Here is a 26,078-nt window from a genome sequence, read left to right on the forward strand (position 1 = left end):
GAATTCAGTCAATTAACGCTATGTATCTTTCTCTTAATCTTTTCTCTGTGGTTAATAAATTTTTTAAAAAGTAGAATTTTTAGAAGGGGAGGCGTGCTTGAATGTATATCGCTCTAAATTAAGAGCGATATACATTTAATGTTGATTCAGCGTTTATATTTATACAAACGGATAACTAAGGCCATATTGCTTGTATAAAGCTAACCAGTCTATTTGTAATTGTTCTTCTACAATATGTTTATTTTCTATAGTCAGCACTGAAATAACCGGCACACGAATACGCTTAATTTTACCGTTATCAATATAGTCGCCATCAATATGCCACTTTACTGCAAGTGAGCTTTCTGCTTTATCAACACATATGTTTTCTAACTGGCAATAACTGCGGTTCATACGATTATGTACTTTCAGTTGAAAGTCGCGTAGTTGCTTAAAACCTTCATGAGAGCCAAAGCCTGCTATTTGTATATGTGCATTATCGCTATAAATGTTTTTAAAGCTAGCGAGTTGTTTTCCTTGCCATATATTCCACCATTGATTTACCGTTTCGCTAATGCTGTTAGGTAAGTCACATACATCGTTAGGCGTGGCATGATAACTTTTAGGGTGTAACTGATGATCAAATTGACTGAGTAACAAAGGATCTGGTGTTGGCAGCGCATCAATTAAAACACTAGGCTCTTGCTGTAATAATTTGGCAAGGGCTAAGGTATCTACTACACAATGCAAACGTTTAATATGCTCGTTGTTATGCTCAAAGAAAAAAGTGATAGAAACGTTTTCGTTGTTACTTGACGATTCTTTCGATAGTTCTATATATAGTGCTGAAAAATTATCGCCCTGTATTTCTTGCTGCTTAGTTACTTGTAAAAAGCCAAATTGCTCTAAGCTTTTAAGCCATAACTTGTTTATTTGCATACTACCGTAAGCGGTAAAGTCGTGCTGTTTCCATGCCGTGCTGTGCAAAATACGAGACGATAACTGTGCTAAATCACCTTCTGTGTATAACGAGATAAGTTGATTAAACATCATTAAACTCCTTGTGCTAATAATGGTAGTGAATGACCCGACTCGCGGATCATATTAGCGTATAAAGAAATTTCATCGAATACGGTAACTTCTTTAATTATTTTCTGATTTTTTACTCGCATATGGGTACAACCTAATACAAAAAAGCGGTTACCTTTTAATGATGATAATCTGTCGATATGTGGGTTAAAGGTTCCAGCTACCGACCATCTAATGGCAATATCTATTGTGTCGTCGTCAAAGCCTGTTACGCCAATATGATCAATCGTCATTTTGGCGTCAGGGCATTGTGCTAACCACTGAATTAAGGTGCCGCTAATTTGAGCTAAACCTGTTGATTGTCTACCTCCTGGCCATTGATGCGCAGCCGCAACATGATAAAACTGCGTTAAGGTAGAAAATTGTTTTTGATTAAATAAGGTTTGCGCCCAAGCATGAACAAAGCTTTCAGTTGTCCAACTACTTTCGGTAAAGCTTAACTCTGTTCTGTGTTTTGCTTCGAGTACACGATTGTATTCACTGTTATACCATTCGTTAAAGGTATCGTTAGGTGTAAGGGCTGAAAAATGAATAGCAGCATCAATAAGATCAAGCCCTAATTGGCTGATCAAAAAGCTATTATCTCGCACTAACCATTCTTTAATTATTTTGTTTTCAAAACAAACACAATCAGCAATAGTCGTTACTCGTCCTGTTTTATTGGTGGCTAAACCAAAATCAGAATTACCTGTGTTGGTCATAATACTGGTAATTAAATGTGACGAATAATAAGTGCCGTCAGCTTCTTCTTTCCATATAACGTTTTCGCCAATTAAGCTTCTGTCAGGGAAAGCTGCAATGGTTTTTAGAGTGTTTTGAACCACTTGCTCAACACATTCAGAATATCCACCCAAGGTAAATACTGGGCAAATTTCGCCGTAATATCGGTAGCATAATCCCACATTTTTTTGTTCCCAAATGCGGTGAGTTATACGAATAATGTAATCAACAATATCAACGAATTCATCATCGAACCCTGTAAGCGCTTGTTGCTTGGTACCTGCTGGCTCTAACAACGTTGTTAGAGGTTGCCAATGTACCTGTGTTATTGATTTGTTTAACTTAATACTCATAGTTTAACTCGTTACTTTAAATGAATAGCTCAAAAGAGAATAAAAATACTAGGGTGAAAATGAAGAAGCCAAAGAGTGAATAACAGACTTTGTCGACCTTGCCTGGTACTAAATACCAACCATTTTCTTTTTCTGGTTTGCCACTATCGGCAAAGGCTTTAATTTGACCTTTAACGCTATAAGGCGAGTATTCAGCTTGTTTACCATCAATGGCAATACTGGCAATAATCGTAATAACAACGTTAACGAAAGCGCCTATAGCTGCGTACCAAGGCCATGCTACATCGGTGTAAATGGCGGTATAAGCAACAGCTAATACACCAACAAATGTGCCTACTAATAGCCCACGCTCCGTTGCGTGTTTAGAGAAAAAACCTAAACCAAACATCCCTAATTGTGCACCAACGAAATACGAGCCGACTTTACTTAACACTTCTAAAATAGAGCCTGAGCTGTGTAGGTGGTACATAATGGCAGGGAAAACAATTACCGCAGCCCAAAACACCGTGAAAACGCGCGATACCTTGAGGTAATGCTTATCGGTTTCATTAGGTTTGAAATACTTTTTATAAAAATCTAGCGTTGATACGGTAGATAAAGAATTAAATGCGGAGTCTAAACTCGACATAGAAGCAGCCATAACTGCAGCAGCAATAATACCCATTAAGCCAGGCATTCCATATTGAGAAGCAAATTCTAAAATAATGGTGTTTTCGTTTTCAAACGGTTTACCTTGATAATAGTTGTAAAACAAAATACCTAAAATAATGAAAAAGAAGTAAACAAAGAAAGCTAAAAATCCCATTAATAAGTAAGACTTTTTAGCATCACCAATGTTTTTAGCCGCTAGCGTACGTTGCACCATCATTTGGTTAGTGCCGTATACGGTAATATGGTAAAGAGTCATTGCTAATATACCTGACCAAACGGTGGTGGTATTGGCAAAATCGAAATCGAAATTAAGTGGATTGGTTTTACCTTGAGCTTTCAGTTGTGCAAGGCTTTCCATCACTGGGGTTGTACTTGTGTCGATAAGTGCGTACATAATGATACCTGCACCTAAAAACAGTATGCCCGACTGAATAACATCGGTCCAAATAACGGCGGTTATTCCTCCCATTACGGTATAAATAAGGGCTATTATAGTCACAATAAATATGGCGGTAATTTCAGGAATACCCGTAATAAAACTCAGTACAATGGAGGTCGCATAAAGTACCGCCGCTGAGCTCATAGTTTGCGATATTAACCAAATTCCTGATATTAACCCACGTGCTTTCTTACCAAAGCGTTTTTCTTGGTATTCGTAAATCGAGGCAACGCCAGCGTTATAAAAGAATGGGAAGAAAAAAGTAATTACCGCAATAATAACAAGTGGGTAATTAAGGTGAATAGCAATAACCGATAGGCCGTCTTTGTATGCCCATGCTGGCGCACCTAAAAAAGTTAATGCACTCACGTAAGTGGCAATAACAGAAATACCTATTGCCCACCAAGGGGTTGTTTTTTGTCCGAGGTAAAAGTCGTCAGACGAACTCACTTTTTTACTGACCACATAACCAAGAAAAAGGTTACCGAGTATATAAACGATTAATATCGTCCAATTTAGCATTCCAAATTCTGTCATAGATATCTCTCTTTAAGATTATATTGAAGTCTTATATTGTTACTCATTCTTCGTTGACTTCGAAGTCATTTAAACATAGCATTGTTTAAAATAATATGAAAGTAGATATTCAGTAAATTGAGTGGAAACATTTCATTTTAAGCATAAAATTAACCCAAAGGTTTAATGTAGCTGATAATTTTAACCTTATTATTTTTTTAGCTGTATTGGAAAATTGAGACTATAAATGACAAACGAACAAGAAAATAAAAACTTTATACTTGAGTATTATCAGGCGTTAGAAGCATCAACATCTGAAACAGTAGGTGATGTATTAGCTCAATATATGAGTGATGATTGCCAATGGTATGGCGTGCATCCATTTAATGAACAAAAAGGGCCGCAAGCTGTCAATGAGGTGTTTTGGCAGCCTTTTATGCATGCCTTTAAAAGCATTCAACGTCGACAAGATGTATTCATGGCTGGAGTTAGTGGTAACGACAAAGCTAACTGGGTAACGAGTATGGGGCACTTTATGGTGCAGTTCGATAAAGACTGGTTAGGTATTCCGCGTTCAGGCAGAATGGCTATGGTGCGTTATGCTGATTTTAACTGTATTGAAAACGGTAAAATTATACGCTCTGGTTTTTTCTGCGACATTATTAGTGTTATGAATCAAGTGGGTATTAATCCTTTACCGCAAGCAACAGGGCATTCATTTATTTACCCCGGCCCAAGAACTCATGATGGAATTCAGTTAGACGATAAAGATCCTGCTGAAGCTGAAAAAACCATGGCATTGCTCAATCAAATGATTGAGGACTTCTCGCAACTCAATAAAACGGCTAATGATAATTATCCACCTGAAATTTTAGAAAAAACATGGTCTAAAGACATGGTGTGGTACGGTCCTGCAGGAATAGGCGCTACTTATACTATTCCTAAGTTTCAAGAGCAGCATTCTTACCCGTTTAGGCAAGGGTTAAAAGACAAGGTATTTAATGGCCATATTTGTCGATACGCAGAAGGTAACTATGCGTGCTTCTTTGGCTGGCCTAATTTAAGCAGTACGCCTATTGGGGGCTTTTTAGGTTTACCCGGTGGCGACATAAGAGCTGACATGAGAGTGGTTGATGTATATCGTCGTGAAGGTGATAAGTTAATGGAAAACTGGGTCTTAATTGATATTCCTTATTGGTTAAAACAACAAGGTTTAGATATTTTAGAACGTAGTAGAAAAATTAATAACCCAAGTTAACGAGCGTTTATGCTTATTAAAGATATAAAAAAGGAAGCTCAATGCTTCCTATTTTGATTTTTAAAACAGCTATTTATGGTAAAGATTAACAGGCTTTACCTTGTTTTTGTTCTCTCATCATGGCAAATACATCAATACCCATTTGCATGCACATATCAATAATATCAATAGCGACCCAGTTTTCTTTAAGTAACTCACCTTCGCGGCGCCATATGTCCATAACTCGTAGCGATAATTCTTTATTGGTAGGTGGTAAACCTAACCAGCCGCCAACAGAATGTGTACCGTGCATATGTGGCCAACCACCTGTTGATACATAATTATTGTGTGCTACCAAGGTGGCTTTATGATCAACACTTCTGTCAGGGAAACTAAATACAAATGGTCCTTGATGATTATCTCTAAAGCCTTCAATACCGCGTGTAGTGCCTATTCCTGCAGGACCATACCACATAAAGTCGCTGTGCCAAAAGTTTTGTAATTGCATGCTGGCTAACGACTTTCCGTCGAAACGGCCAAGCTCATCAAGCATATCAATAACTAATTGTTGAGACTTTTGTGATTCGCTTTCATCTGCTTTGTTTGAATCGCCGTAGCATAAACCGTCCATTGTTGATGGCGGCATAATTAAACCATCGTGACCTAGGCTTTTTCTTAACGGGTTAACGCCTGCTTGGTTCATGGCATCTAAAAAGTCGAGAATAATAAAGCATTCTTTAACTTTACCTTCTTCTAGCTTTACCAGTTCGGTATAACGTAAATAGAGGGTTCTATTGGTAGCAGGTATATCAAGTAAATCTTTTGCAAAAGTACCTACAAAATAACCTGTACCGGCAATCCATTGTGCGCCTTGGTATTCACTTTCAATGTGAATAAAGGGCTTTCTTTCAATATCGGGTAGGGCGGTAATTAAAGGTTGCCAAAACTGACTTAACATTTGTGCTTTGTTATGTAGCTCGTTAATTGGAGCACTAACATTCCATTGCACATCATCAGCTACGTAAGCTTCAATATTATCGGCAGAAGATTTAAGTTGTAGATATAATTTATCTAGCAATGTTGTCATTTTATTTCTCCATCAAAAGTTTTACTTGAAATACATTTTTTGCAGAGTATCATTGAATGACTTCGAAGTCATAGTGTTTTTTTAGTTGAATTTAAATATTATGGCAAAGAGCCACAAGAGAGAGCAGCAATGGAACAATTACATACAAATCATAAAGCATTACTTAAACCATTAAGGCAGGCTTTATATAATTTTGATCGCGTATCCGTTTTAAATGAGTTGAACCACGTGTTAGCGTCTGATGCAGTGGTGAAATTATCTTATCCGTTCGAAACGTTACATGGCGCTCAAACTTTTTTCGATATAGCTTACCAGCCTTTAAATAATGCTATACCCGATCTAGAACGTAGAGAAACTATAGTCATGGCAGGCGATAGTGAAGACGGTAGTCATTGGGTTGGTATGTGTGGATATTACACAGGCAGCTTTGAAAAAAGTTGGTTAGATATTCCGCCTACAGGCCATCAAGTCTCAATGCGTTTTCATGAGTTTTACCGCATTAAAAATAACAAAGTGGTAGAAATACAAGCTATTTGGGATGTGCCAGAAGTAATGATACAAGCCAAAGCTTGGCCTATGGTACCTAGTTTAGGAAGAGAGTGGCATGTGCCAGCTCCGGCGACACAAGATGGCTTAAGTATTCAAGAAAATCATTTGTCAGCTAGCAGTATTAAGTTAGTTGAAGATATGTGTAACTCGTTAGGTAACTATGCCACAGGCGGTGTTGAAGCGATGGAACTTGAAAAGTACTGGCATCCTAAATGTAGCTGGTATGGTCCGTCGGGTATAGGAACAGGGCGAGGCATTAAAGGCTTTAGAAATTGGCATCAAATTCCGTTTTTAAATGGCATGCCTAACCGAGTGGGTGATGTTGAAAAAGGCTATTTATTTGGTGATGGAAACTATGTAGGTTTTACCGCATGGCCCGGTATGCAAATGACGATTAGTAACGACGGCTGGTTAGGTATAGCACCGGCTAATCAACAAATTACTATGCGCAGTTTAGATTTTTGGCGCTGCGAAAACGGTGTAATAAGAGAAAACTGGGTGTTAGTAGACATACTACATGTTTATCATCAAATAGGGGTTGATGTATTAGCGCGTATGCGAGAATTTAATAAAGCGCGTTGTTAGCATACTGCTAGATTTGAAGAGTACTGCAGGTGCAGTACTCTTTGTGTTTTGATCAAAGGATGATTAACCAAAAATAGCGCGCATTAAACCAATAGCTTGTTCTACGCTTTTACCACCTTTTACTTGGTTAATAAGTGTATCGCGCTTGCTGTGTAAATATTCTGGAATATCTTCCGACTCTAGCGCTTTATCTACTAGCATTTCAGCAGATTCTTTACTGCGTTTTTTAGGTGTTGCTCTTGATTTAGTCGCTGCTTTATTTAGCGCTTTATCACGAAAACGAATAAAGTTAGAGTTTTGCGCTAAATCAGCATCAGCAAATAAAAATAAATCAATTAATACCGCGCGGTTTTTCCATAAAGTGAGTTCTTTATTTTCAGCATCTACTTCTGTGCTATCAGCAACTGTTGGCTCAGCCTGATTCCACCATGCGAAAGTGTGCAAGGTTGCTATCATGTCTTGCCAGTATGATGAAAAATCAGTATTTTTAAATTTAGGGATCGACATACCTTGGCATAAAATATCTATTTTATTATTGTTTAATGCAATAAATTGGTCGGGTCTACGCATAGCTAATAAGCGTGTTGCAGCAGCTAATGGCGCTTTGGTCTTTTGTGGTTTTTCCGGAGCATACTCTTCAAAAATTTTCTGATAATCGCTAACAAAACTTTGGTAGTTTTCGTAAGTTACATCACCCGTTAAAGGAATATGAGCTAATGCAATATCAAATTTTTCTGGCGACTGTTCAAGTAATACGTGAAAAGCTTTGGCACCTTTAGTACTCGCAAACCATTCAATATCAAAATTATAAATACTATGGTCGTGTTCGCTTGTATGTTTACCTGCAAAAGCTAAACGGTCTTCTATCAGTAATTCAGCTAAAGGTTTTTCACGTATGCCATCAATATAGGTGAGTAAAAGTAAGCGTTCATCTAAAGCATGTATAGTGTTTTGCTGCTCAATAAAATCAACAAATATTGGCCATGGTGCAATACGAGCCATTTTAAACTGGCTAAGGGTAAAGCCCGCTTCAAGTACATCTTGCATTTTTTTTAATGGGACTAATTGTTCATCTTCAACAAGATCCATATTAAGATCTTCACGACATAATCTGATTAATTCCCCACACCAGCCTAAAAAATCATCTGGCCAATGTTCAACTTTTATCGCCATCAAATTTAAGCTCAGCGGCGGAACATATTTAAGGAAATTTTGATAAACCTGATTTTCAGCTTCAGACAATGGCATTTCTACGGGTAAAGATAACAACTTTTTCATTAAATTCTACAAACTCTAGTAGGAGGACTATTTTCAGTCATATTGGCTACAACAATGAAAATACAAAGGGGAATATGGATCATACGCACTTATCAAGGCATTGCAAATAATAGTAAAGCATAAGACCACACGGAAAAATGAGATTTAGCCCGAAATGATTATTTGCAATGAATAAAAGGCTTTTATTAAGGAGTAATAAAAACATATTGAAAAATAAACTAATAGAATCATATGTTTAATTTTTATTTAAATTTTTATGAAAAAAATTTGGAATAAACATCATGCACCAACCGTTACCTTAGTGAATTTACTAAAAACTCTCTGAGGACAACATTATGATGAATTTAACTAAAACAGCTTTATATATTTCATGTGCACTAACAACAACTGTATTTGCAAATACTGACGCAAACTTAACTTTTTCAAAAAACAGCAATACACAAGCTGAATATCAAGCAGAGCAAACTCAACTTGATACTTCGTCAAATATGCAAAACGATGCGAGTGCGTCATCTGAGCAACAAGTTGCAACAGATACAAATCAATCAGCACAAGCAAGCGAATCAACGCAAAGTAATAACCAACTTATGCTTGCAGACAATAATAGTCTTGATGCAAATGCTGATAAAGAGAACGGTGCAGAAGGTGGTGGCTCAGTAACAAAAGAGTCAACCACAGAACCTAAAACGGAAACGAAAGAAAACACCAACACAGCCAAAGCTAATTCTGAAAGCGAAACGAGTAGTGAAACATCAATGTCGTTAGATAGCGCATTGTATACTGAAACGTTAACGAAAACGGGTACACAATTACAAACTCAGTTAGGTGAAAGTCAAACCTTGTTGCAAGAGTCGTTAACATCAGGTGTTACAACAAGTCAAAACGTGCTCTTAGCAAGTGGCGAAAAAATAGACCTTGCTGTAACCGGTAGTGCGCAACAAGCTACAGCAATAGGTAATAATTTGTCATCAAGTGTTGAACAAAACACAAGCGTTATTGTAGAGCAAGCGATTGATCATACCGTTAATGCCAATTTAGCTGGCGAGTTATTAAGTAGCACAGAAGCACTCACTAATGCGGAAGTAAACAATGTATTAACGCAAACTATTAGCGCGACAATTAATGCCACTACTGAGCAAAGTGTGAATAGCAGCCTGACTCAAAATATATCAGACCAAATTAACAATGCAGTTGCCTTAACGGTTGATAACTCAGTAGACAATGCGATTAACGCTAGCTCAGGCTTAGGTATCTAATTTACCTCATAAAAAGGCGAGTTCCCCTCTCGTCTTTTCTTTCACTTTTTTAATTTTATTTATGCCGTATTCTGGAGCATCCACATGAAAAAACTTAACCAACCTTTAATCATTAGCACATTATTCGTTTCAGCGATTGCTAGCGTAGTGCATGCCGATGCTGTTGGCCTAACTTGGGAAATTAACAGTGGCCTAAAACATGACGATACGTTAACCGTTGCCGAGCTTGATCAAGTAAGCGAACAATCGGATGTTGCATTAACCTTGCAAGGCGAAGCAAAAATAAAATGGAAAATATCGCCTAAATTAACCTTAAAATCTAACTTAAGTTATCAAGTAAACGACTACCAAACTTATAACGATTATGATTTAAATTTAGCAAAAATAGCTTTTGATTTAGATTATCGTTTTACCGATGCAACCCTAGGTACTAGTTATTACTTTGTAGATGCCGAATTAGCAAAGGAAGATTTTTTACAGTTTAGTCAAAACAGTATTTATTGGTCGAGGTTGTTTGACCAACGTTATTTATTACGTGTTTCAGCCGACTATAAAAAGAAAGAATTTGCGAATTTAACTGACAGAGACGCAACAAGTTTTGGAGTTAGTAATCAACATTTTTTCTTTTTTAACCAAGCCAAAAGCTTTGTTTCACTCAACTTAAATATCGACAATGAAAACGCAAACAACAACCAGTTTGATCACCAAGCCTTAGGTGCTCGCGTCATGTATTCACATAGTTTTGAAGGTTGGGATCATAAACAACAAATACAGTTTGGCTGGCAGTTTAACAAAAAAGATTATCAACAAATAACGACCAACGAACCGTTTAGCCCTACGGATCAATTTGGCTCTAACGAGCAACCTGAGAGTAACGCACAAGCGCAACGTAAAGATAAAAGCCAAGTAGTAGACGCGCAATGGATATTCAACATAACACCCAACTGGTCGCTCAATACTAAAGTGGAATACGGTCATTATGAATCAACAATTGCTTCGTTAAATTACGACGAAACAATTAGTACGTTATCGATAAAAGGAGTGTTTTAGTTATTGCTGAGCTGGAATCTGGTAAAGGAGTAGTACGGGAGCTTATTGAATAACGCTGATCTTCCCAACTAACGCATACGAACATTATTTTTAAAGGCAAACTACCGACAAAAAAATACTAAAACGCATTAACTTGCTTATTAAAGACATTCAAAGAACTCCCTATGAGGGAATTGGAAAACTGGAACCTTTAAAGCACGGCTTATCTGGATACTGGTCTAGGCGAATAAATGACGAACATCGAATTGTTTATAAACAATTCGATGATTCAATTCTAATTGCCCAATTGCGTTATCATTATGGGGTATAAGGTTTGGATAAATAGAATAAATTGTGAAGTAATAGCTTACTGCTTTAATCCCCTAATCGACCATAACCAAATAATGGATCGTGACCTTTCTCTCCTAAATCGACAGCTTGTTGGGTTAAAAGCTGTAACAAGTCATCTTGTTTATTTTTAAACTTTGCACACGCGGCATAAGCCGTTACTACGGGTGCAGCCATCGATGTTCCGCTTTCGTAGCCAAAGTCTCCAGACAAACGGGCCGTTTTAACTGAAACACCACGCGCTGAAAAATCAACATAATCACCTCGGTTAGCCCAGCGATATAATTTATTATTTTTATCAACAGCCGTTACGCCAATTACATTTTTATAAGCTGCAGGATATAAAGGTGGTGAGTGCGGTCCTTCATTTCCTACGGCCGCAACAATGGTAATGTTTTTGGCTAAAGCCGATTCAATTACCGTAGCTAAAATAGCGTTGTTTGGCCCAGCTAAACTCATATTAATCACTGAAACGTGTTGCTCTAATAACCAATTAATACCCGCCACTAAACTAAATAAATTCGCTCCTTGGCTAAAATCGCTTTGGCCATAAAACACTTCAGCGGCAAATAACTTAGCATTAGGTAATAAAGCGGGTAGTTGTGGCGAACTGCTTATTAACAAGGCTGAAACGGCTGTGCCATGAGCTTTAGGTGGGGTTAAATTAGTAGGAACAAAACGTTGTCGTGTTACCGACTTATTCTTAAATACAGGATGTTGAACATCTATTGCGGTGTCCACCATACCTATAGATAACGGTGCTAAACAAGCTGTACTTGTTATGTTAGTTTTATTTGCATAAGCAGGGATCTTAGTTTGGTTTAGCTCTTTTAATGATTGCGTTTGATACACGTAATCGCGTGTTAGTTTTTTATGTAACGATACAGGTAGTATGGAAACGATTTTTTCAGCGCTATCAAACGACGCTTGTACTTTAAATTGCACTAAGGTTAATGCCAAAGCATTAAAGCTTTTAGTGTTTACTATTTCAATACGGTTGTTTTGCGCGAGTTGCTTTAATTGTATTAACTCTTGTTGAGAGCTCATAACTAACCATTGGCGTTCTATGGCGCGCCAACCGTTTTCTACTTCAACATCTCTAAAGAGGATTTTGCCTGCGTTGTCTAAAATATTGAGGGGCTCGGTTAAATTACCCACGGGCAAAATTAAAGAACTTACTTCGCCTTCAGGTAATTTTATTAATAATTTATTTAGGTTAGTTTGTTGTGCTGCCTTCTTTCTTATTTCTTCTGCTTTTTTATTAATAATATTATTCTGGCGATTAATGACTCTATCGTTCAATATTGAATTTTCTATACTTGACAGCGGTTTACCTAATAATCCATCTGCCTTAAGTGAAGTAGGTAGTGTTATACTTATGCAGAATATTAATACGGCTTGCCTAATATTTATCATTGTTTTTCCTATAAAATTTGCGGGCTGTATTAAGAAAACGTATTAAAAGTAAAAAAATTCCAAAAATTTGGGAATAAACTTCATTGTCATTCGTCTACCTATTATACCCGTTATCATTCAAGATGCAGGTTTCAGTGGGAACGGGTATATAACGGAGAGATTAAATGAAAAATCAAATAATTGCTTTAGTACCTATGATACGTCGATTTGCTTATTCGCTAACGGGTAATCAACACGATGCAGACGATTTATTACAAAATACCATTGAACGCTTATTAACTAAAGGCGTGCCTGAAAACGTTGAGTTAAATAAATGGATGTTTCGGGTTTGTCGTAACTTATGGATTGATGAATATCGTTCTCGTAAAGTGAGGCAAACTGCGGCAGAATCACCAGAGTTAACCGATGGTCAAATAGTGAATGACGAAAAGCAGCAAACCGATAAAATTAGCCTACAAGAAGTTAATAACGCGATGGACATTTTACCCGACGAACAACGTTCAATTTTGTCTTTAGTGGCTATTCAGGGCATGTCGTATAAAGAAGTTGCTGAAACTTTAGAAATACCCATAGGAACCGTGATGAGTCGACTATCTCGAGCGCGAATTAGTCTTAGCCAATGTTTAAATAACAGCACAGGAGTAATGGCATGAATAACGATACCTTTAGCGATGAAACTTTATCTGCCTTTTTAGATGCTGAATTACCAGAGCAACAAATGGAGCGGATCAGAGCTGCATTACTTGAAGATGATAACTTAGCTAACCGCCTAGCTGATTTAGCTATGGTTGACGAAATGATTGCGAATGAATACGACAAAATTAATCAGCAACCATTACCTGCGGCTATTAACGAATTACTCGCGGCAATTCCTGAAGATTCAGCTCCAGTAGAATCAATAAAAGCTGCTGAGCAGTTTACTGATAAAGCGCAAGCGGCGAATAAAGCAAACCATACAAATAACGAAAGTAATGTGGTTAGCCTTTGGCAACGTACTAAAAAATCAACCAATAAACCTTTTGCTATTGCGGCAAGTGTTGCAGTTGCTGCTGGGCTTTTTGCAACAGTATTTACTCAAAGCAATACAGGTAATAGCTGGCAAGAGGTTGTTCAAATATTAGAACAACAAACCAGTGGTAATGAACAAGTATTATCAAATGGACAAACGATAAAAACACAGCTTACTTTTACAAATCAGCAAGGTGATTTTTGTCGTCAGTACGACATTAATAACGAGCAAGATGTTGAACATAGTATTGCTTGTAGAGTTAACCAACAATGGGAATTAAACTTAACGGTAATAGAACAAAAACACTCAACTCAAAATTACCAAACGGCTACGTCAACGAGTTTGTTACGAGAACAAATAGATAGCATGGCAGTAGGTGATTTTTTAGATAAACAGCAAGAACAACAATTTATTAATAACCGTTGGAAAAAATAACCAGATATACCCGTTACCATTCAAGATGCAGGTTTCAGTGGGAACTAAAAACAATTTAGGCACAGATTTTACGTTCCAAACAAAATCTAAGTACATACATCCATGTATGCAAGGCATTAAGTTTACGTCATGGTTATTCCCTTACTAAAGTTAATAACGAAGCATAAATTGTTTTTAGACCCATCGAAGAAGCGCTTGAGCAAAATCACTTCTTCGTTAATGCTTTTTATAAGGGAACGACCATTATTACAAAGCATTGCCTTGAATTGATATCGCTCAAGTGCTCTGAAATAGCCTCTTGATTGGTAACGGGTATAAATCACACGAGGAAAAAACAATGAAAAAAATTATCATGTTAGTCAGTATGGTCGGTTTACTTGCCGCTTGTGCGTCAAGCCCTGAATACAGAGCAGCAAAAAATAACGGTGTTGGTTATCAAGAGAGCATTTTGAACCAAGATAAAATACGCGTGCATTTTAAAACACGTACCGACAATAAGCTAAAAGCGATTGATTACACCTTTTTACGCGCTGCTGAATTAACGGTACAGCAAGGCTACGATTGGTTTGTTGTAACGAATCGCGATGTAATTATTGACGGACAAAATCAACCACGAAGCACTATACACACAGGTATTGGGACTCGTCGAGATTGTGGTATTTACGGTTGTAGCAATCAACCCAGTACACATTTAGGTATTGGCTTTAACTTAGGCGATCAAGGGCAAGAAATTGAAAGCATTATCGATATAAAACTAGGTAAAGGTGTTCGCCCAGAACAGCAAGAAAGCTACGAAGCCCGTGAGATAATCACAAACATGCGCGCTAAGTATGAGTTGAAAGGTGAGCAAACGAATTAATCTCTGTTCAGGATGATAAGTTGAACTAAACAGCTGTTTTATACCCGTAACCATTCAAGATACACTCTGAAACTGAATTTTGATTAGTAACGGGTATATGAGCGGATTTTTAAAGCAAAACAATTCAATCCTACAAAGGACAGGCATGAGGAAAGCTGTTTATTTAAATTTTTTAAAACTTTCAGCTTGCTTTATTGTTAACATTTAACTATTGATCTGTAATAGCAAGAAAGGCTATAGTCGAGAACAATATTTGTGCTTTATTTAAGCCATTCCAAGGTTAAATAACAAATTAGATTTACGAAAATAATCAAATAGAATTTATCTATAACAATAAAACTAGGAGAGTAATTATTATGAATCAAAGTAATCGGGGCGTTATTTATAAAGGACCAGGTAAAGTTGCTGTTGAGGGAATTGATTTTCCTAAGTTATCTATAGGTAAACGCAAGTGTAATCATGGTGTTATTTTACGTGTATTAACGACTAACATATGTGGTTCAGATCAACATATGGTGCGTGGTCGTACTACGGCTGAATCAGGGTTGGTATTAGGTCATGAAATTACTGGTCAAATTATTGAGTGTGGTAGTGACGTAGAGTTTCTTCATGAAGGTGATATTGTTTCTGTTCCATTCAATATAGCATGTGGTCGTTGTCGTAATTGTAAAGAAGGCTTAACAGGCATTTGCCTTAATGTTAATCCAGCTCGTCCTGGTGCCGCCTATGGTTATGTTGATATGGGTGGTTGGGTTGGTGGCCAAGCTGAATATGTTATGGTGCCATACGCAGATTTTAATTTGTTGAAATTTCCTAATTCAGATCAAGCCATGGAAAAAATACGTGATTTGACTCTATTATCTGATATTTTCCCTACAGGTTTTCATGGTTGTGTAACCGCTGGCGTTGGTCCAGGTTCTACAGTCTATATTGCTGGAGCAGGACCTGTTGGTTTAGCTGCAGCAGTGTCAGCACAGCTGCTAGGTGCCGCTTGTGTTATTGTTGGCGACATGATTGAAGATCGTCTAGCACAAGCAAGAAGCTTTGGTTGTGAAACCATTGATTTACGTGAAGATGGCGACATGGAAGATAAACTGGAAGTTATTTTAGGTGAGCGAGAAGTCGATGCTTTTGTTGACTGTGTTGGTTTTGAAGCACATGGTTGTGGATGTAATCATGGAAAAGAAGCTCCAGCTACTGTACTTAATTCAGCGATGCAAATTACGCGGGCAGGTGGTCAAATTGGTATTCCAGGCTTGTACGTAACCGAAGATCCAGGTGCACAAGATGATGCGGCTAAAATAGGAGCATTGAGCATGCGCTTTGGTTTAGGTTGGGCTAAGTCACATTCATTCCATACAGGTCAATGTCCAGCAATGCGTTATCAGCGTCCGTTGATGCAAGCTATTTTATTTGACAAAGTTAAAATAGCTGATGCTGTTAATGTACAAATGATATCTCTAGATCAAGCGCCTGAAGGCTACGCTGATTTTGATGGTGGGGCAGCGAAGAAGTTTGTTATTGATCCTCATGGTTCATTCATTTAAGACTTGTTGAGTTAGAATTACTTATCGAACGTAGTCATGTATTCTACGTTGTTACTAAAATAAAAAACGCCTCTCAGGCGTTTTTTATTTTATACGTTTAAAAATTTTCCATGAAATAAATATTATAGATATTGCCAGAGGCTAATAATTTAGACTGTTATTGAAATGACTTGAATATACTCGTTGCAGAATGCAACATAATCATTATGTTAACGGGTATATAATTAAAAATTGTGTAGAGAATATGGTTTGATTAAAAAAACTCATCTTATAATGGTTTGTTTAGCTCTAACGCTGACATCATGCACTTATCTAAAATATTCAGCCATTCAGGCTGAGTATACAAAGCTTCAAAATGCAGATCCCAGTCAAATTAATCTAAAGCATATGTTAGACCAAGAAACCTTTTTTGTTTGGGGGAAATCAATAGCTCATTCAAATAATTATGCTAATACCCCTATAGCTATTGCTGCGTATTCTAGCAAATTTAAAAACCGTGAGCGAGTTGACACAATGTTCTTTAAAAGAACCAACACGCATTATGGTTTAAACCTTCCTGAAGGTGAGTACACCTTACTTGTTTATGCCGATATAAATAAAGATGGATTGTTTCATCAATCTGAAATAGTTGGTGAGAAAGCGTTAGCTTTAAATACAACAAACTTTCCAGACAAACTTGCCAAGCAAATAGATATAAAGCTGATAACAAGTTCTAGTGTAGATTGGGCCGAGAATATTGTAACGCCTAAAATCATTGAGACAGAGCAATCCGCGTATTATCCAGCGGGAAGTATTCGCAGCTTAGATGACCCTATGTTTGATGAAAAAATTGCCACTATGGGTATGTACGATCCTGCTTCATTTTTAGAAAATGCAAAAACTATGTTTTATGCCTTAGAAGAAAATGTTGCACATAAAATTCCTGTTATTTTTGTTCATGGTATTGGCGGTAGCTCAAGATCGTTTAAACCCATTATTGAACACATGGATAAAAATCGTTATCAAGCGTGGTTTTTTTATTATCCTTCTGGTGGCGACCTTGATCAATTAGCCGACTTTTTTTACAACATTTTTCTCTCAGGAAACGTTATTCCTATGGGGGATATGCCTATGGTAATAGTTGCTCATAGTATGGGAGGCCTTGTAGTACGAGAAGCATTTAATCAATACGAAGGCAAAGTAAATGAAAATAAAGTTGAATTGTTTGTAAGTATATCAACTCCATTTGGTGGTCATCCTTCGGCAGCTGCAGGTGAAAAGCACGGACTTATCGTATTACCTTCTTGGCGAGATTTAAATCCAACAAGCAAATTTATAAAAGAACTCTATCGAAAACCATTATCTAGACTTGTAAATCATCAGCTTTTTTATACGTTTAATAACTCAGGTATGTTGAAGTTAGGCGAAAACAGTGATGGTGTTGTACCGTTATCAAGTCAGTTGCATCCTGAAGTACAAAAGCAATCGCGTGGGCAATTTGGCTTTAACAGCGGCCATGTAGATATTTTAGAAAATAAAGACATGATCTTACACCTATTGAAAAGCATGTCTGGTATTAAGAGTATTTTTCCTGAATCACATTTAAAGATACTCGTTAATGGTGGCTTCGACGTTAATTTAACAAATGATTACAGCCTTCGTAGCCAGCATTTAATTAGTTATGCGGGTAAATATATTGTGATGTTAGTTAAAGGCATGCTCAAACCTATTAATTCGCAGCAAGAGAGTTACATTAAAGCGATTAGGGGAGAAGTGGAAGCAACTACAGAAATGGAAAAAGAATTTATAAAGTTTATGAGGGAATACCCTGAAATAGTTGATAGTGTTTTATAAGAGTAACTTTGTACTTTAAATTAGAGCAAAAAGATAAAGCTAAATCTGAGTTTAATAAAATATTGCCAACGAACCTTTGTTTGTGCATCGCTATTTAAGCAACTATTATTTGCCTCTGAATGAGGCGTTAGGTTTACAAATTTTCAACTAAGGAGTGGTTATGTTAAAAAAAATAAATATCTTTATTTTAGTTATATTTATGTCTGGATTTTCATTTGCAGAGGGTGTGATTGATAAAGAACAAGTTCTTAATATTAATAGGGAGATATATCAAGCACTATTAGATGGAGATATATCTATTATCGAAAAATATATATCTCCAGAATCTAAGATTACTATTGATTTTGATCCTGCATTAGATAAAGGGGAAACAGAAGTCTCATATGATAACTATTTAAAAATGGCTAAAGTTACAATGTCTATGATGAAAAACCCTAATGTAAATATTGAATATAAGGAGGAGATAAAATCAGCCTTTTTAGATACCAAGAACAATCAAGTAATAGTCAAATCAAGAAGTACCACTATTAGTGAAATGATGGGGATGAAATTAGAAGATATATCAGAAGATGAAAGTGTTTATGGGATTGTTAATGAACAAATAAAGTTAATATTGTTCAAAAATAAATTGATTAGCTCTAAGCCAATGAAATAAACTTACAATTTACTCAAAAGGACTAAAATGGTTGGCAAAACGTTATGTGTTTTACCAATATTTATGGTTATTTAACCTAAGGATTTAAAAATGCTTAAGAAGATGATTTTATCGGTCAGTTTATTATTATCATGTAATGCATACTGTGCGGATTTCCCTAATGTAGCGCTTACTGCTGAGCAGTGTGAAGATTGGATTTATACCGAATATTTAAGTTTAACTGAAGATAATAAAAAGGTAGTTAAAAGCTCTTGCGCTAAACGATATTCTTCGGAAAATGGAATGAGTAATTGTACTGTTTTCGAAGGCGAAGATTTCATTAAACACTTAAAGAAGCTTGCTAAAGCACAGTGCAAGGAAGAGGAATAAACACTTAGCATCAACTTGGACATGATCAAAAAAGGAACATTTTTATGTTCCTTTTTTATTTTTAAAGCGATTACTTGTACATACTTTACTTTTTATTTGTTACTCTGCTCAATGGCTTTACTAAATGTTTGCTCTAACTGAGCAGCACCACTTAACATAAACCCATGATCTGAGCTTAATAAAAACAAGCTGACGCCGGCTTTTATCCAACGAGGTAACTCGGTTAAATCACCAACAAACATGCCGCAATTTTTATTGTGTTTTTTACATGCCGCTACTATTTTTTCTACCGCGACCATAACACTTGGGTGGCTAGCGTCTGTTTGTTGTAAGGCTACGGTTAAGTCCATTCTGCCAATAAAAATACAGTCGATTCCTTCTACTTGGCAAATTTCGTCAATGTTATCTACTGCTTCAAGATCTTCTATTTGCGCGATTACACAGGTTTCGTTTTTATTGGCTAATAAGTTTTCAGGGAGTTTATTCGTGGTGTATCCGGCAAAGCGTGTTGAGCCAGCATAGCCTCTACCATCTGGGCCAAAAAAGCATTTTTTAACAATTCGGCGAGCATGTTCAGCATTTAATACATGAGGAATAACGACGCCGTCGGCACCAGTGTCTAGCGCATTTAAAATGGTTGAGTTTTCACTGTCTGGAATACGAACTACCACAGGCTTTTTCTTCGACTTCGCTGCTAAAATACAAGTGTCTAAATCGCCACGATCAAAAGGAGCATGTTCGGCATCTAAGCATAATACGTCTAAATTAGTATGAGCTAATACTTCGGTATTATGAAAATGTGTGCTTTTGATAAAAGTACCTAATAATGGTTTTTTCTGCGCTAACTTTTCTTTTAAATTCATGATTATTTCCTAATGTTACGCGTTATCGGGTGATAAATACCAAAGTGTTAATGCATGAGATACTTTTTCAGCTTGCTCTAAAGGTGAAAAGTGTGCGCATTCATCCAATAATAATAAGTCACTGTTGGGTAATGATTTATGCATATATTGTTGATGCTCTACGGCACATATTTTGTCTTGTTTACCGCTAATAATAAGTATGTCGGCATTAAGTTGCTCAAGCACATTAAGCGTATCAGGTCTGTCTTCTATTGCCATAGCTTGTGCAGCAAAGCATTTTTCACCAAGAGATAATGCCATATCAAGAATTAACTTCTGATGATTTTCGTTTTGCTTATAAAGGTAGTTAGGCATAAAGGTATTTTTAATTAATTCGGTTAACTGCCCGTCGGTTGCTTGTTTTATTTGTGCGGCGCGTCCGGCTTTTCGTTCAGGTAAGTCGGCATGGCAATTTGAATTAACTAAAGCAAGTTTAACAATAAGATGAGGATGCGTTTTAGCGACTTCTTCAGCGACAATACCGCCCATTGAAAAGCCAATAATAGCGCAGGGTTGATCATTTGTTGCTTTTATAACGAGAGCGGCCATTTCTGCGAGAGTGGCTTCTTGCGTAAATTGCACCACAGATACATGGTTGCAATGCTTTTTTAATTGATTAATTTGGTGGGTAAACATGGCACCTGTACATAAGGTGCCGGGTAAAATTAATATAGGTAAAGAATGCATCTAAAATAACCTAGTTAAGGTCGCTTTACAGAATTCCCTTTAATTAAGGTGCCCGTTAATACACGAGCTTCTGGCGGCGAATCAGAGTTTTTAATATGCTCTAATAACATGTCTACAGCTGCTTTTACCAATTGCTCTACCGGTTGTTTTATGGTGGTTACTTGGTAACTCTGCCAAAACGAAGAGGCGATGCCGTCAAACCCTACAACAGACATATCGTTTGGAATATGTATGTTGTGGTTTTCTCTTATTTCGTCAATTACACCTATGGCCATTGTATCATTACTACATACTACAGCATCGGGAGCAGGGTGCTTTTTCAACCACTTAGCAAGGCAATCTCTGCCCGACTGGTAGGTGTAATCGCCGTAAAGAACATGAACGTTTTTTTCACCCATTTTTTCTAGTAAATCAAGGGTGATCTCTCTACGTTCATTGGCTACATCAGAATCTGTTGGTCCTGAAAGCACTAAATAAGACTGAGGATTATTCAGCTTTAATTCAGCAAGCAGTTGTTTAATACCTTGTTCGTGATTACAGCAAACTGTATTGGTTGACGCATCAGGAACATTACGGTTATAGAGCACAACGGGTACTTTATGTTGCTCAAATTGGGCTAAGCGTTGGCTTTCAAAATGAGCAGCAAGTGCGATAACGCCATCTACTTGGAAGGTCCAGATTTGTTCAAATAAATCATCTACACCATCGGCATCATCTAAGGTAAATAATAAAACTCGCTTATTGCGAGCCGCAAGTTGCTTACTGACTTGCGAAAGTACTTCAGGATAGTTTTCGTTTGCACGTGATGAAACAATTACAGCAACCATGCCAGACTGTTTAGTAATTAACATTCTGGCGATAGCATTAGGTCGATAACCCATTTTATTTGCGGTTGTCATAACCTTTTCACGTGTTTTTTGCGAAACACTTAACCCTGGTCGAAACACGCGTGATACGGCTGATTGTGATACACCAGCCTCACGCGCGACATCATAAGAAGTTACTTTTTTATTTTTACTCAATGTTTATCCTTTATATCTTCTCAAGCGAATATCTGCTTGCTCCTTGTGGCCAGCAAACCCTTCAACAGCACAAAGTCTTGAACAATACTCGCCCACAACAACTGATGCTTCTTCTGTAGCGCTTTGAAATGTACAGGTTTTGATAAATTTACCTACCCATAATCCGCCAGTATAACGCGCCGCTTTACGAGTTGGAAGCGTATGGTTTGTACCAATACATTTGTCGCCGTAAGACACGTTAGTTTCAGGGCCCAAGAATAGTGCGCCAAAGTTACGCATGTTTTCTTTAAAGTAAGGAATATTCTCTGTCATTATTTGTACATGCTCAAAGGCTAAGTCGTTAGCAACTTCGATCATTTCTTCGTAGGTGTCACATACAATTACTTCACCGTGATCTTTCCATGCTGCACCTGCAACTTCTGCCGTAGGTAGAATAGTTAATTGTCTTTCTATTTCTGCCATTGTATCGCGTGCTAGTTTTTCACTGTTGGTTAGTAAAATAGCTGGTGATGTAGGACCATGTTCAGCTTGGCCTAGAAGATCGGCTGCACATAATTCACCATCTACACTTTCATCTGCAATAACTAATGTTTCAGTTGGACCAGCAAATAAATCGATACCCACACGACCAAATAATTGACGCTTAGCTTCAGCAACAAAAGCATTACCTGGGCCAACAATCATATCTACTGGTGCAATGGTTTCTGTACCAATAGCCATTGCAGCAATCGCTTGTACGCCACCAAAACAATAAATTTCGTCAGCGCCGGCTAAGTCCATTGCTACAACGATAGCTGGTGAAGGTCTTCCATCAAATGGAGGAGCTGCAGCAATAACACGCTTAACGCCTGCTACTTTTGCTGTTACTACACTCATATGAGCAGACGCTACGAGTGGATATTTACCACCTGGTACATAACAGCCTACGCTTTCCATAGGAATATGCTTGTGACCTAAAATAACGCCCGGTATTGTTTCTACTTCAACGTCTTTCATTGAGTCACGTTGAATTTGAGCAAAGTTACGTACTTGTGTTTGTGCCCATTTAATATCTTCAATTATGCTGTCATCGAGTTCGTCGTAACAGGCTTTGATTTCTTCTGCACTCAATCTGAATGACTTCGGATTCCATTTGTCGAAAGTCGCAGAATATTTTGCAACCGCTTTATCACCATCAGTTTCAATGTCTTCGATTATGTTTTCAACAGTGTTTTTAACTGATTGTAAATAATCCTTTTTTTCTTCTTCTTGCTTGCCTTTTTTAAGGTATTTAATCATTTCAATATCTCCGGTTTTATTGACGTATATTAAGGTTTACTTAATTATTTTACTTGAACTTAAGTAAATCCTACGTAATAATGACTTCGAATGCAATAAATGATTTCAGGAAGTAAAACGATGGGTTTTGATAAAAATTTGTTCACTAATAAAAAAATACTAATTGCAGGTGCAGGTAAAGGCATTGGTTTAGCTTGTGCGGCTATGGCGGCTGAATATGGCGCTGATGTTATTGCTGTAGCAAGAACAGAAAGTGATTTAGATAAACTTGTTGCACGCTACCCTGAAAGAGTCACTCCATGGGTAATGGATGTTACCAGTGAAGATTTTTATCAAAAATTACGTGAATTACCGACTTTAGATGGCCTAGTAAATAACGCGGGTATTAATCGTGTTGGTCCAATGGAAGAGCAAAGTAACGAGAATATAGATGCGGTTATCGACTTAAATATTCGTACCCTTTATAAAATATCTCAAGCGGCTATTACGCCTATGAAGCATTCTAAAGCAGCATCTATTGTAAATATGTCGTCACAAATGGGTTTTGTTGGCTCACAAGGGCGTACCTTGTATTGCATGAGTAAACACGCAGTTGAAGGCGTAACTAAAGCCATGGCTGTAGAATTAGCCGATCATAATATTCGTGTTAATACCGTGGCGCCCACTTTTGTTTTAACTCCCATGACTGAGCCTATGTTTGAAGACGAAGATTTTAAAAACTTTGTGTTTAATATGATCCCTCTAGGCCGTTTAGCCAAAGTAGAAGATATAGCCAATAGCTGTACATTTTTGTTAAGTGATTTAGCGTCAATGATCACTGGCACTAGCATTAAAGTCGATGGCGGCTGGACAGCACGTTAATCAATAAAACAACAGATGAACATTGTTCATTATATTATTCCACATTAAAAATTAGGATATAAAAGATGAAGTTAGCAGATAGATTAATTAGATATGATGACTTAAAACCTTGCACTAATGCTTTTATTGATACGCGTAGCCCAGGCAGTGACAAAAAAGAAAACTTTACTTTAATTGGCCCCGGTGTGGCTGAAAACCCAGACCAACATATACATATTTCAATACCACATGGCTTTAATATTGGTGGTGCACGCCAACCAGCAGGGTGTTTAAATTCGCAACATAGTCATTTAACCGAAGAAGTTTTTATTATTCATAACGGTACTTGGGCTTTCATGAGTGGTGTTAATGGCGACGACGGAAAAATAATACTCACTGAAGGCGATATTATTTCAATTCCTACTGATATTTTCCGTGGATTTGAAAACGTAGGTAACGATACCGCTTACTTATATGCTGTGTTAGGGAGTGATGATCCAGGACGCGTATTATGGGCACCACAAGTATTTGATTTAGCTAAAAAGTACGGTTTGGTATTACTTGAAGATGGCAGTTTAGTGGATACCACCTTAGGTGAAGAGATACCTACAGACAAAAAACCAATGCCTGTAACCTCAAATGCACAAATTGCCGAACACCGTATTGTTGGTAGCGAAGCGATGGAAAGTATCGTGCAGCGCAGAGACACGTTTGAGTGGGCTAAAAATTCGTGCCTTGCTCAATTCGACGGCGTTGAAGAAGTACCACTCGCGGGACCTGAAAACCCCGCAGAAGATTTACCAGCAAGTAAATTAAATTGGGAACATGGTTTTGCTATACGTGCCTTAAAGCTTGAAGCAAAAGCTGTTATTCCTGCGCATATTCGTTTTGAAGAAGAGGTTATTTTTGTTCATCAAGGTCAAGTTGATATTACGGTTGATGGCGAGACACTTTCTTTAGGAAAAGGCGATACCTTTACTACGCCAATAGGTTCAACACGTACGTTTGCACAAAAAGGTGATGTTGAATGTATTTTGTATGTTACCAGACGAAATAATCAGCCGAGTGCACCTAAGTTTGTATAGTTAAAGTTAAGTATAAAGCTTTTGAACTTAGTGAGCTTTATCCGCCTAACCTGATAATTGGGTTAGGCGTTTTTAATAAACTATCAGGCATAAATTATTGTAGTTTTAGAATATTGATATAAAATATAAGCGTATTAACATTGAAGTGAGGACGACCTCACCGCTCTATCTTTATTAGGGGACGACCCCAGAATTAAAGAGAATGTTATATGTCTTGGTTTATTCTGTTTGTTGCAGGACTTTTAGAAGCTGGTTGGTTATACGGTATTCAAAAATCCGAATCTTTCACAAACATTCCTTCTGTAATCTTTGCCGTTGTTTCAATGGTACTAAGCCTAGTATTATTCTCTATTTCTATTAAAGATATCCCTATTGCTCACGCTTATTTGGTGTGGTTAGCTGTGGGCGTTATATCTATTTCTATTATAAATCATTACTTTTTTGACCAGCAATTAAAGCTACAACATTTGCTTTGCTTTGGCTTGATTTTTATTGGGGTTGCAGGACTGAAAGTTTTAAAGTAATGATTAATATAATAATTAACCTAAATTTATTTAATGTGAGGGTATAAAATGTCTGGTGAAAAAAACTTAGCAAAACTTATTACTTCAATGACTCCTATCTTACTAAGCGATGAGTATATTTTTGGTATGCTTGAGCAGGTAGATTATCAACAATTGAGCGTATTAGAGCCTGTAGGAACTTTCCAAGAAAAGGAAGGCTTAACGGTTATGCTAACAAAAGAAAAAGCTGACCTGCACAACATTGCTTACGAAGGTGTTTTTAAATGTATAACACTGAACGTACATTCTAGCCTTGATGCTGTTGGCTTAACGGCTGCGGTTTCTACTAAGTTAACGCAAGCTAATATTAGCGCCAATGTAGTAGCGGCTTATTATCACGATCATATTTTTGTTGCAGCCAAAGATGCTGACAATGCGTTGGCTGCTTTACAAGAATTAGTGCTTGAAGGTGTTTGAGGTTAAATAATAGTTGTAGAAATAGTATGAGTCATATTGGTTAAG

At 37.2% G+C, this 26,078-nt stretch carries 25 protein-coding genes and 1 pseudogene; 16 read left to right on the forward strand and 10 right to left on the reverse strand.

Annotated elements, in window-relative coordinates:
- Positions 1 to 159 precede the first annotated feature (159 nt).
- The 3 genes from ACM9HF_RS16415 to ACM9HF_RS16425 are packed head-to-tail and all read right to left on the reverse strand — an operon-like array spanning position 160 to position 3,768.
- Complete coding sequence (locus ACM9HF_RS16415) at positions 160 to 1,032, reverse strand: nuclear transport factor 2 family protein (protein WP_473611462.1); 873 nt, start codon at positions 1,030 to 1,032, stop codon at positions 160 to 162.
- Positions 1,032 to 2,141: an ester cyclase gene (locus tag ACM9HF_RS16420; RefSeq protein WP_473611466.1), complete on the reverse strand. Its 1,110-nt coding sequence runs from the start codon at positions 2,139 to 2,141 to the stop codon at positions 1,032 to 1,034. The genes ACM9HF_RS16415 and ACM9HF_RS16420 overlap by 1 nt, the downstream gene beginning before the upstream one ends.
- A 16-nt stretch (positions 2,142 to 2,157) precedes the next feature.
- The gene (locus ACM9HF_RS16425; protein WP_473611470.1) at positions 2,158 to 3,768 is read right to left on the reverse strand and encodes a sodium:solute symporter family transporter; all 1,611 of its coding nucleotides are present in this window, start codon (positions 3,766 to 3,768) and stop codon (positions 2,158 to 2,160) included.
- A gap of 226 nt (positions 3,769 to 3,994) precedes the next feature.
- Here ACM9HF_RS16425 and ACM9HF_RS16430 point away from each other — a divergent pair, with 226 nt between their 5' ends.
- Positions 3,995 to 5,005: a nuclear transport factor 2 family protein gene (locus ACM9HF_RS16430; protein WP_473611474.1), complete on the forward strand. Its 1,011-nt coding sequence runs from the start codon at positions 3,995 to 3,997 to the stop codon at positions 5,003 to 5,005.
- Positions 5,006 to 5,090: 85 nt separating this feature from the next.
- On the opposite strand, the gene ACM9HF_RS16435 is transcribed toward ACM9HF_RS16430, so the two are convergent.
- Positions 5,091 to 6,071: an ester cyclase gene (locus tag ACM9HF_RS16435; RefSeq protein ID WP_473611478.1), complete on the reverse strand. Its 981-nt coding sequence runs from the start codon at positions 6,069 to 6,071 to the stop codon at positions 5,091 to 5,093.
- A gap of 129 nt (positions 6,072 to 6,200) precedes the next feature.
- Here ACM9HF_RS16435 and ACM9HF_RS16440 point away from each other — a divergent pair, with 129 nt between their 5' ends.
- A complete protein-coding gene (locus ACM9HF_RS16440; RefSeq protein WP_473611481.1) occupies positions 6,201 to 7,205 on the forward strand; it encodes an ester cyclase in 1,005 nt (334 codons plus the stop codon).
- Positions 7,206 to 7,268: 63 nt separating this feature from the next.
- On the opposite strand, the gene ACM9HF_RS16445 is transcribed toward ACM9HF_RS16440, so the two are convergent.
- Positions 7,269 to 8,483, reverse strand: coding sequence for a hypothetical protein (locus ACM9HF_RS16445; RefSeq protein WP_473611485.1), 1,215 nt, complete (start codon positions 8,481 to 8,483; stop codon positions 7,269 to 7,271).
- Positions 8,484 to 8,818: 335 nt separating this feature from the next.
- On the opposite strand from ACM9HF_RS16445, the gene ACM9HF_RS16450 reads away from it, so the two are divergent.
- The 3 genes and pseudogenes from ACM9HF_RS16450 to ACM9HF_RS16460 all read left to right on the forward strand — a co-directional run bounded on the left by ACM9HF_RS16450 (position 8,819) and on the right by ACM9HF_RS16460 (position 11,099).
- Positions 8,819 to 9,739, forward strand: coding sequence for a hypothetical protein (locus ACM9HF_RS16450; protein ID WP_473611489.1), 921 nt, complete (start codon positions 8,819 to 8,821; stop codon positions 9,737 to 9,739).
- A gap of 84 nt (positions 9,740 to 9,823) precedes the next feature.
- Positions 9,824 to 10,789 (forward strand): hypothetical protein, encoded by a 966-nt coding sequence (locus ACM9HF_RS16455; RefSeq protein WP_473611492.1) that lies wholly within the window; start codon positions 9,824 to 9,826, stop codon positions 10,787 to 10,789.
- 49 nt (positions 10,790 to 10,838) lie between these two features.
- A pseudogene (locus ACM9HF_RS16460) lies at positions 10,839 to 11,099 on the forward strand (Txe/YoeB family addiction module toxin).
- A 44-nt stretch (positions 11,100 to 11,143) separates the two neighbouring features.
- On the opposite strand, the gene ACM9HF_RS16465 reads toward ACM9HF_RS16460, so the two are convergent.
- A complete protein-coding gene (locus ACM9HF_RS16465; protein ID WP_473611496.1) occupies positions 11,144 to 12,532 on the reverse strand; it encodes a S8 family serine peptidase in 1,389 nt (462 codons plus the stop codon).
- Between the two features lie 164 nt (positions 12,533 to 12,696).
- Here ACM9HF_RS16465 and ACM9HF_RS16470 point away from each other — a divergent pair, with 164 nt between their 5' ends.
- The 7 genes from ACM9HF_RS16470 (at position 12,697) to ACM9HF_RS16500 (ending at position 19,239) form a co-directional block, all read left to right on the forward strand.
- Complete coding sequence (locus ACM9HF_RS16470; protein WP_077340299.1) at positions 12,697 to 13,185, forward strand: RNA polymerase sigma factor; 489 nt, start codon at positions 12,697 to 12,699, stop codon at positions 13,183 to 13,185.
- On the forward strand, positions 13,182 to 13,976 hold the full coding sequence (locus ACM9HF_RS16475; protein ID WP_473611501.1) for an anti-sigma factor family protein: 795 nt from the start codon (positions 13,182 to 13,184) through the stop codon (positions 13,974 to 13,976). The genes ACM9HF_RS16470 and ACM9HF_RS16475 overlap by 4 nt, the downstream gene beginning before the upstream one ends.
- 337 nt (positions 13,977 to 14,313) lie before the next feature.
- Positions 14,314 to 14,835: a CC0125/CC1285 family lipoprotein gene (locus ACM9HF_RS16480; protein WP_473611504.1), complete on the forward strand. Its 522-nt coding sequence runs from the start codon at positions 14,314 to 14,316 to the stop codon at positions 14,833 to 14,835.
- A gap of 356 nt (positions 14,836 to 15,191) precedes the next feature.
- Positions 15,192 to 16,382, forward strand: coding sequence for a formaldehyde dehydrogenase, glutathione-independent (fdhA, locus tag ACM9HF_RS16485; protein WP_473611508.1), 1,191 nt, complete (start codon positions 15,192 to 15,194; stop codon positions 16,380 to 16,382).
- A 249-nt stretch (positions 16,383 to 16,631) separates the two neighbouring features.
- Positions 16,632 to 18,215 carry a lipase family alpha/beta hydrolase gene (locus ACM9HF_RS16490; RefSeq protein WP_473611510.1) on the forward strand — a complete coding sequence of 528 codons (1,584 nt, stop codon included), beginning with the start codon at positions 16,632 to 16,634 and terminating at the stop codon, positions 18,213 to 18,215.
- A gap of 160 nt (positions 18,216 to 18,375) precedes the next feature.
- Complete coding sequence (locus tag ACM9HF_RS16495) at positions 18,376 to 18,870, forward strand: hypothetical protein (RefSeq protein WP_473611513.1); 495 nt, start codon at positions 18,376 to 18,378, stop codon at positions 18,868 to 18,870.
- 90 nt (positions 18,871 to 18,960) lie between these two features.
- Positions 18,961 to 19,239 (forward strand): hypothetical protein, encoded by a 279-nt coding sequence (locus tag ACM9HF_RS16500; RefSeq protein WP_473611517.1) that lies wholly within the window; start codon positions 18,961 to 18,963, stop codon positions 19,237 to 19,239.
- A gap of 92 nt (positions 19,240 to 19,331) precedes the next feature.
- Here ACM9HF_RS16500 and ACM9HF_RS16505 read toward each other — a convergent pair whose 3' ends face one another.
- Genes ACM9HF_RS16505 through hisD form a run of 4 tightly spaced genes read right to left on the reverse strand, consistent with a single transcriptional unit; the run spans position 19,332 to position 23,128 of the window.
- Entirely contained in the window at positions 19,332 to 20,102 is a 771-nt protein-coding gene (locus tag ACM9HF_RS16505; protein WP_473611519.1) for an HpcH/HpaI aldolase family protein, read from the reverse strand.
- A 15-nt stretch (positions 20,103 to 20,117) separates the two neighbouring features.
- Complete coding sequence (locus tag ACM9HF_RS16510) at positions 20,118 to 20,828, reverse strand: alpha/beta fold hydrolase (protein ID WP_473611524.1); 711 nt, start codon at positions 20,826 to 20,828, stop codon at positions 20,118 to 20,120.
- 14 nt (positions 20,829 to 20,842) lie between these two features.
- Complete coding sequence (locus ACM9HF_RS16515; RefSeq protein WP_473611528.1) at positions 20,843 to 21,850, reverse strand: LacI family DNA-binding transcriptional regulator; 1,008 nt, start codon at positions 21,848 to 21,850, stop codon at positions 20,843 to 20,845.
- Between the two features lie 3 nt (positions 21,851 to 21,853).
- Positions 21,854 to 23,128, reverse strand: coding sequence for a histidinol dehydrogenase (gene hisD / locus ACM9HF_RS16520; protein ID WP_473611532.1), 1,275 nt, complete (start codon positions 23,126 to 23,128; stop codon positions 21,854 to 21,856).
- Positions 23,129 to 23,248: 120 nt separating this feature from the next.
- Between hisD and ACM9HF_RS16525 the strand changes: the two genes are divergently transcribed.
- The 4 genes from ACM9HF_RS16525 to ACM9HF_RS16540 all read left to right on the forward strand — a co-directional run bounded on the left by ACM9HF_RS16525 (position 23,249) and on the right by ACM9HF_RS16540 (position 26,033).
- On the forward strand, positions 23,249 to 23,989 hold the full coding sequence (locus tag ACM9HF_RS16525; RefSeq protein ID WP_473611536.1) for an SDR family NAD(P)-dependent oxidoreductase: 741 nt from the start codon (positions 23,249 to 23,251) through the stop codon (positions 23,987 to 23,989).
- Between the two features lie 65 nt (positions 23,990 to 24,054).
- Positions 24,055 to 25,053 (forward strand): cupin domain-containing protein, encoded by a 999-nt coding sequence (locus ACM9HF_RS16530; protein ID WP_473611540.1) that lies wholly within the window; start codon positions 24,055 to 24,057, stop codon positions 25,051 to 25,053.
- A gap of 209 nt (positions 25,054 to 25,262) precedes the next feature.
- A complete protein-coding gene (locus ACM9HF_RS16535; protein WP_473611544.1) occupies positions 25,263 to 25,577 on the forward strand; it encodes a DMT family transporter in 315 nt (104 codons plus the stop codon).
- A gap of 48 nt (positions 25,578 to 25,625) precedes the next feature.
- A complete protein-coding gene (locus ACM9HF_RS16540) occupies positions 25,626 to 26,033 on the forward strand; it encodes an ACT domain-containing protein (protein WP_473611547.1) in 408 nt (135 codons plus the stop codon).
- Positions 26,034 to 26,078: the final 45 nt, after the last annotated feature.

The organism is Colwellia sp. RE-S-Sl-9 (genome assembly GCF_048296855.1).
Lineage (GTDB): Bacteria > Pseudomonadota > Gammaproteobacteria > Enterobacterales > Alteromonadaceae > Pseudocolwellia.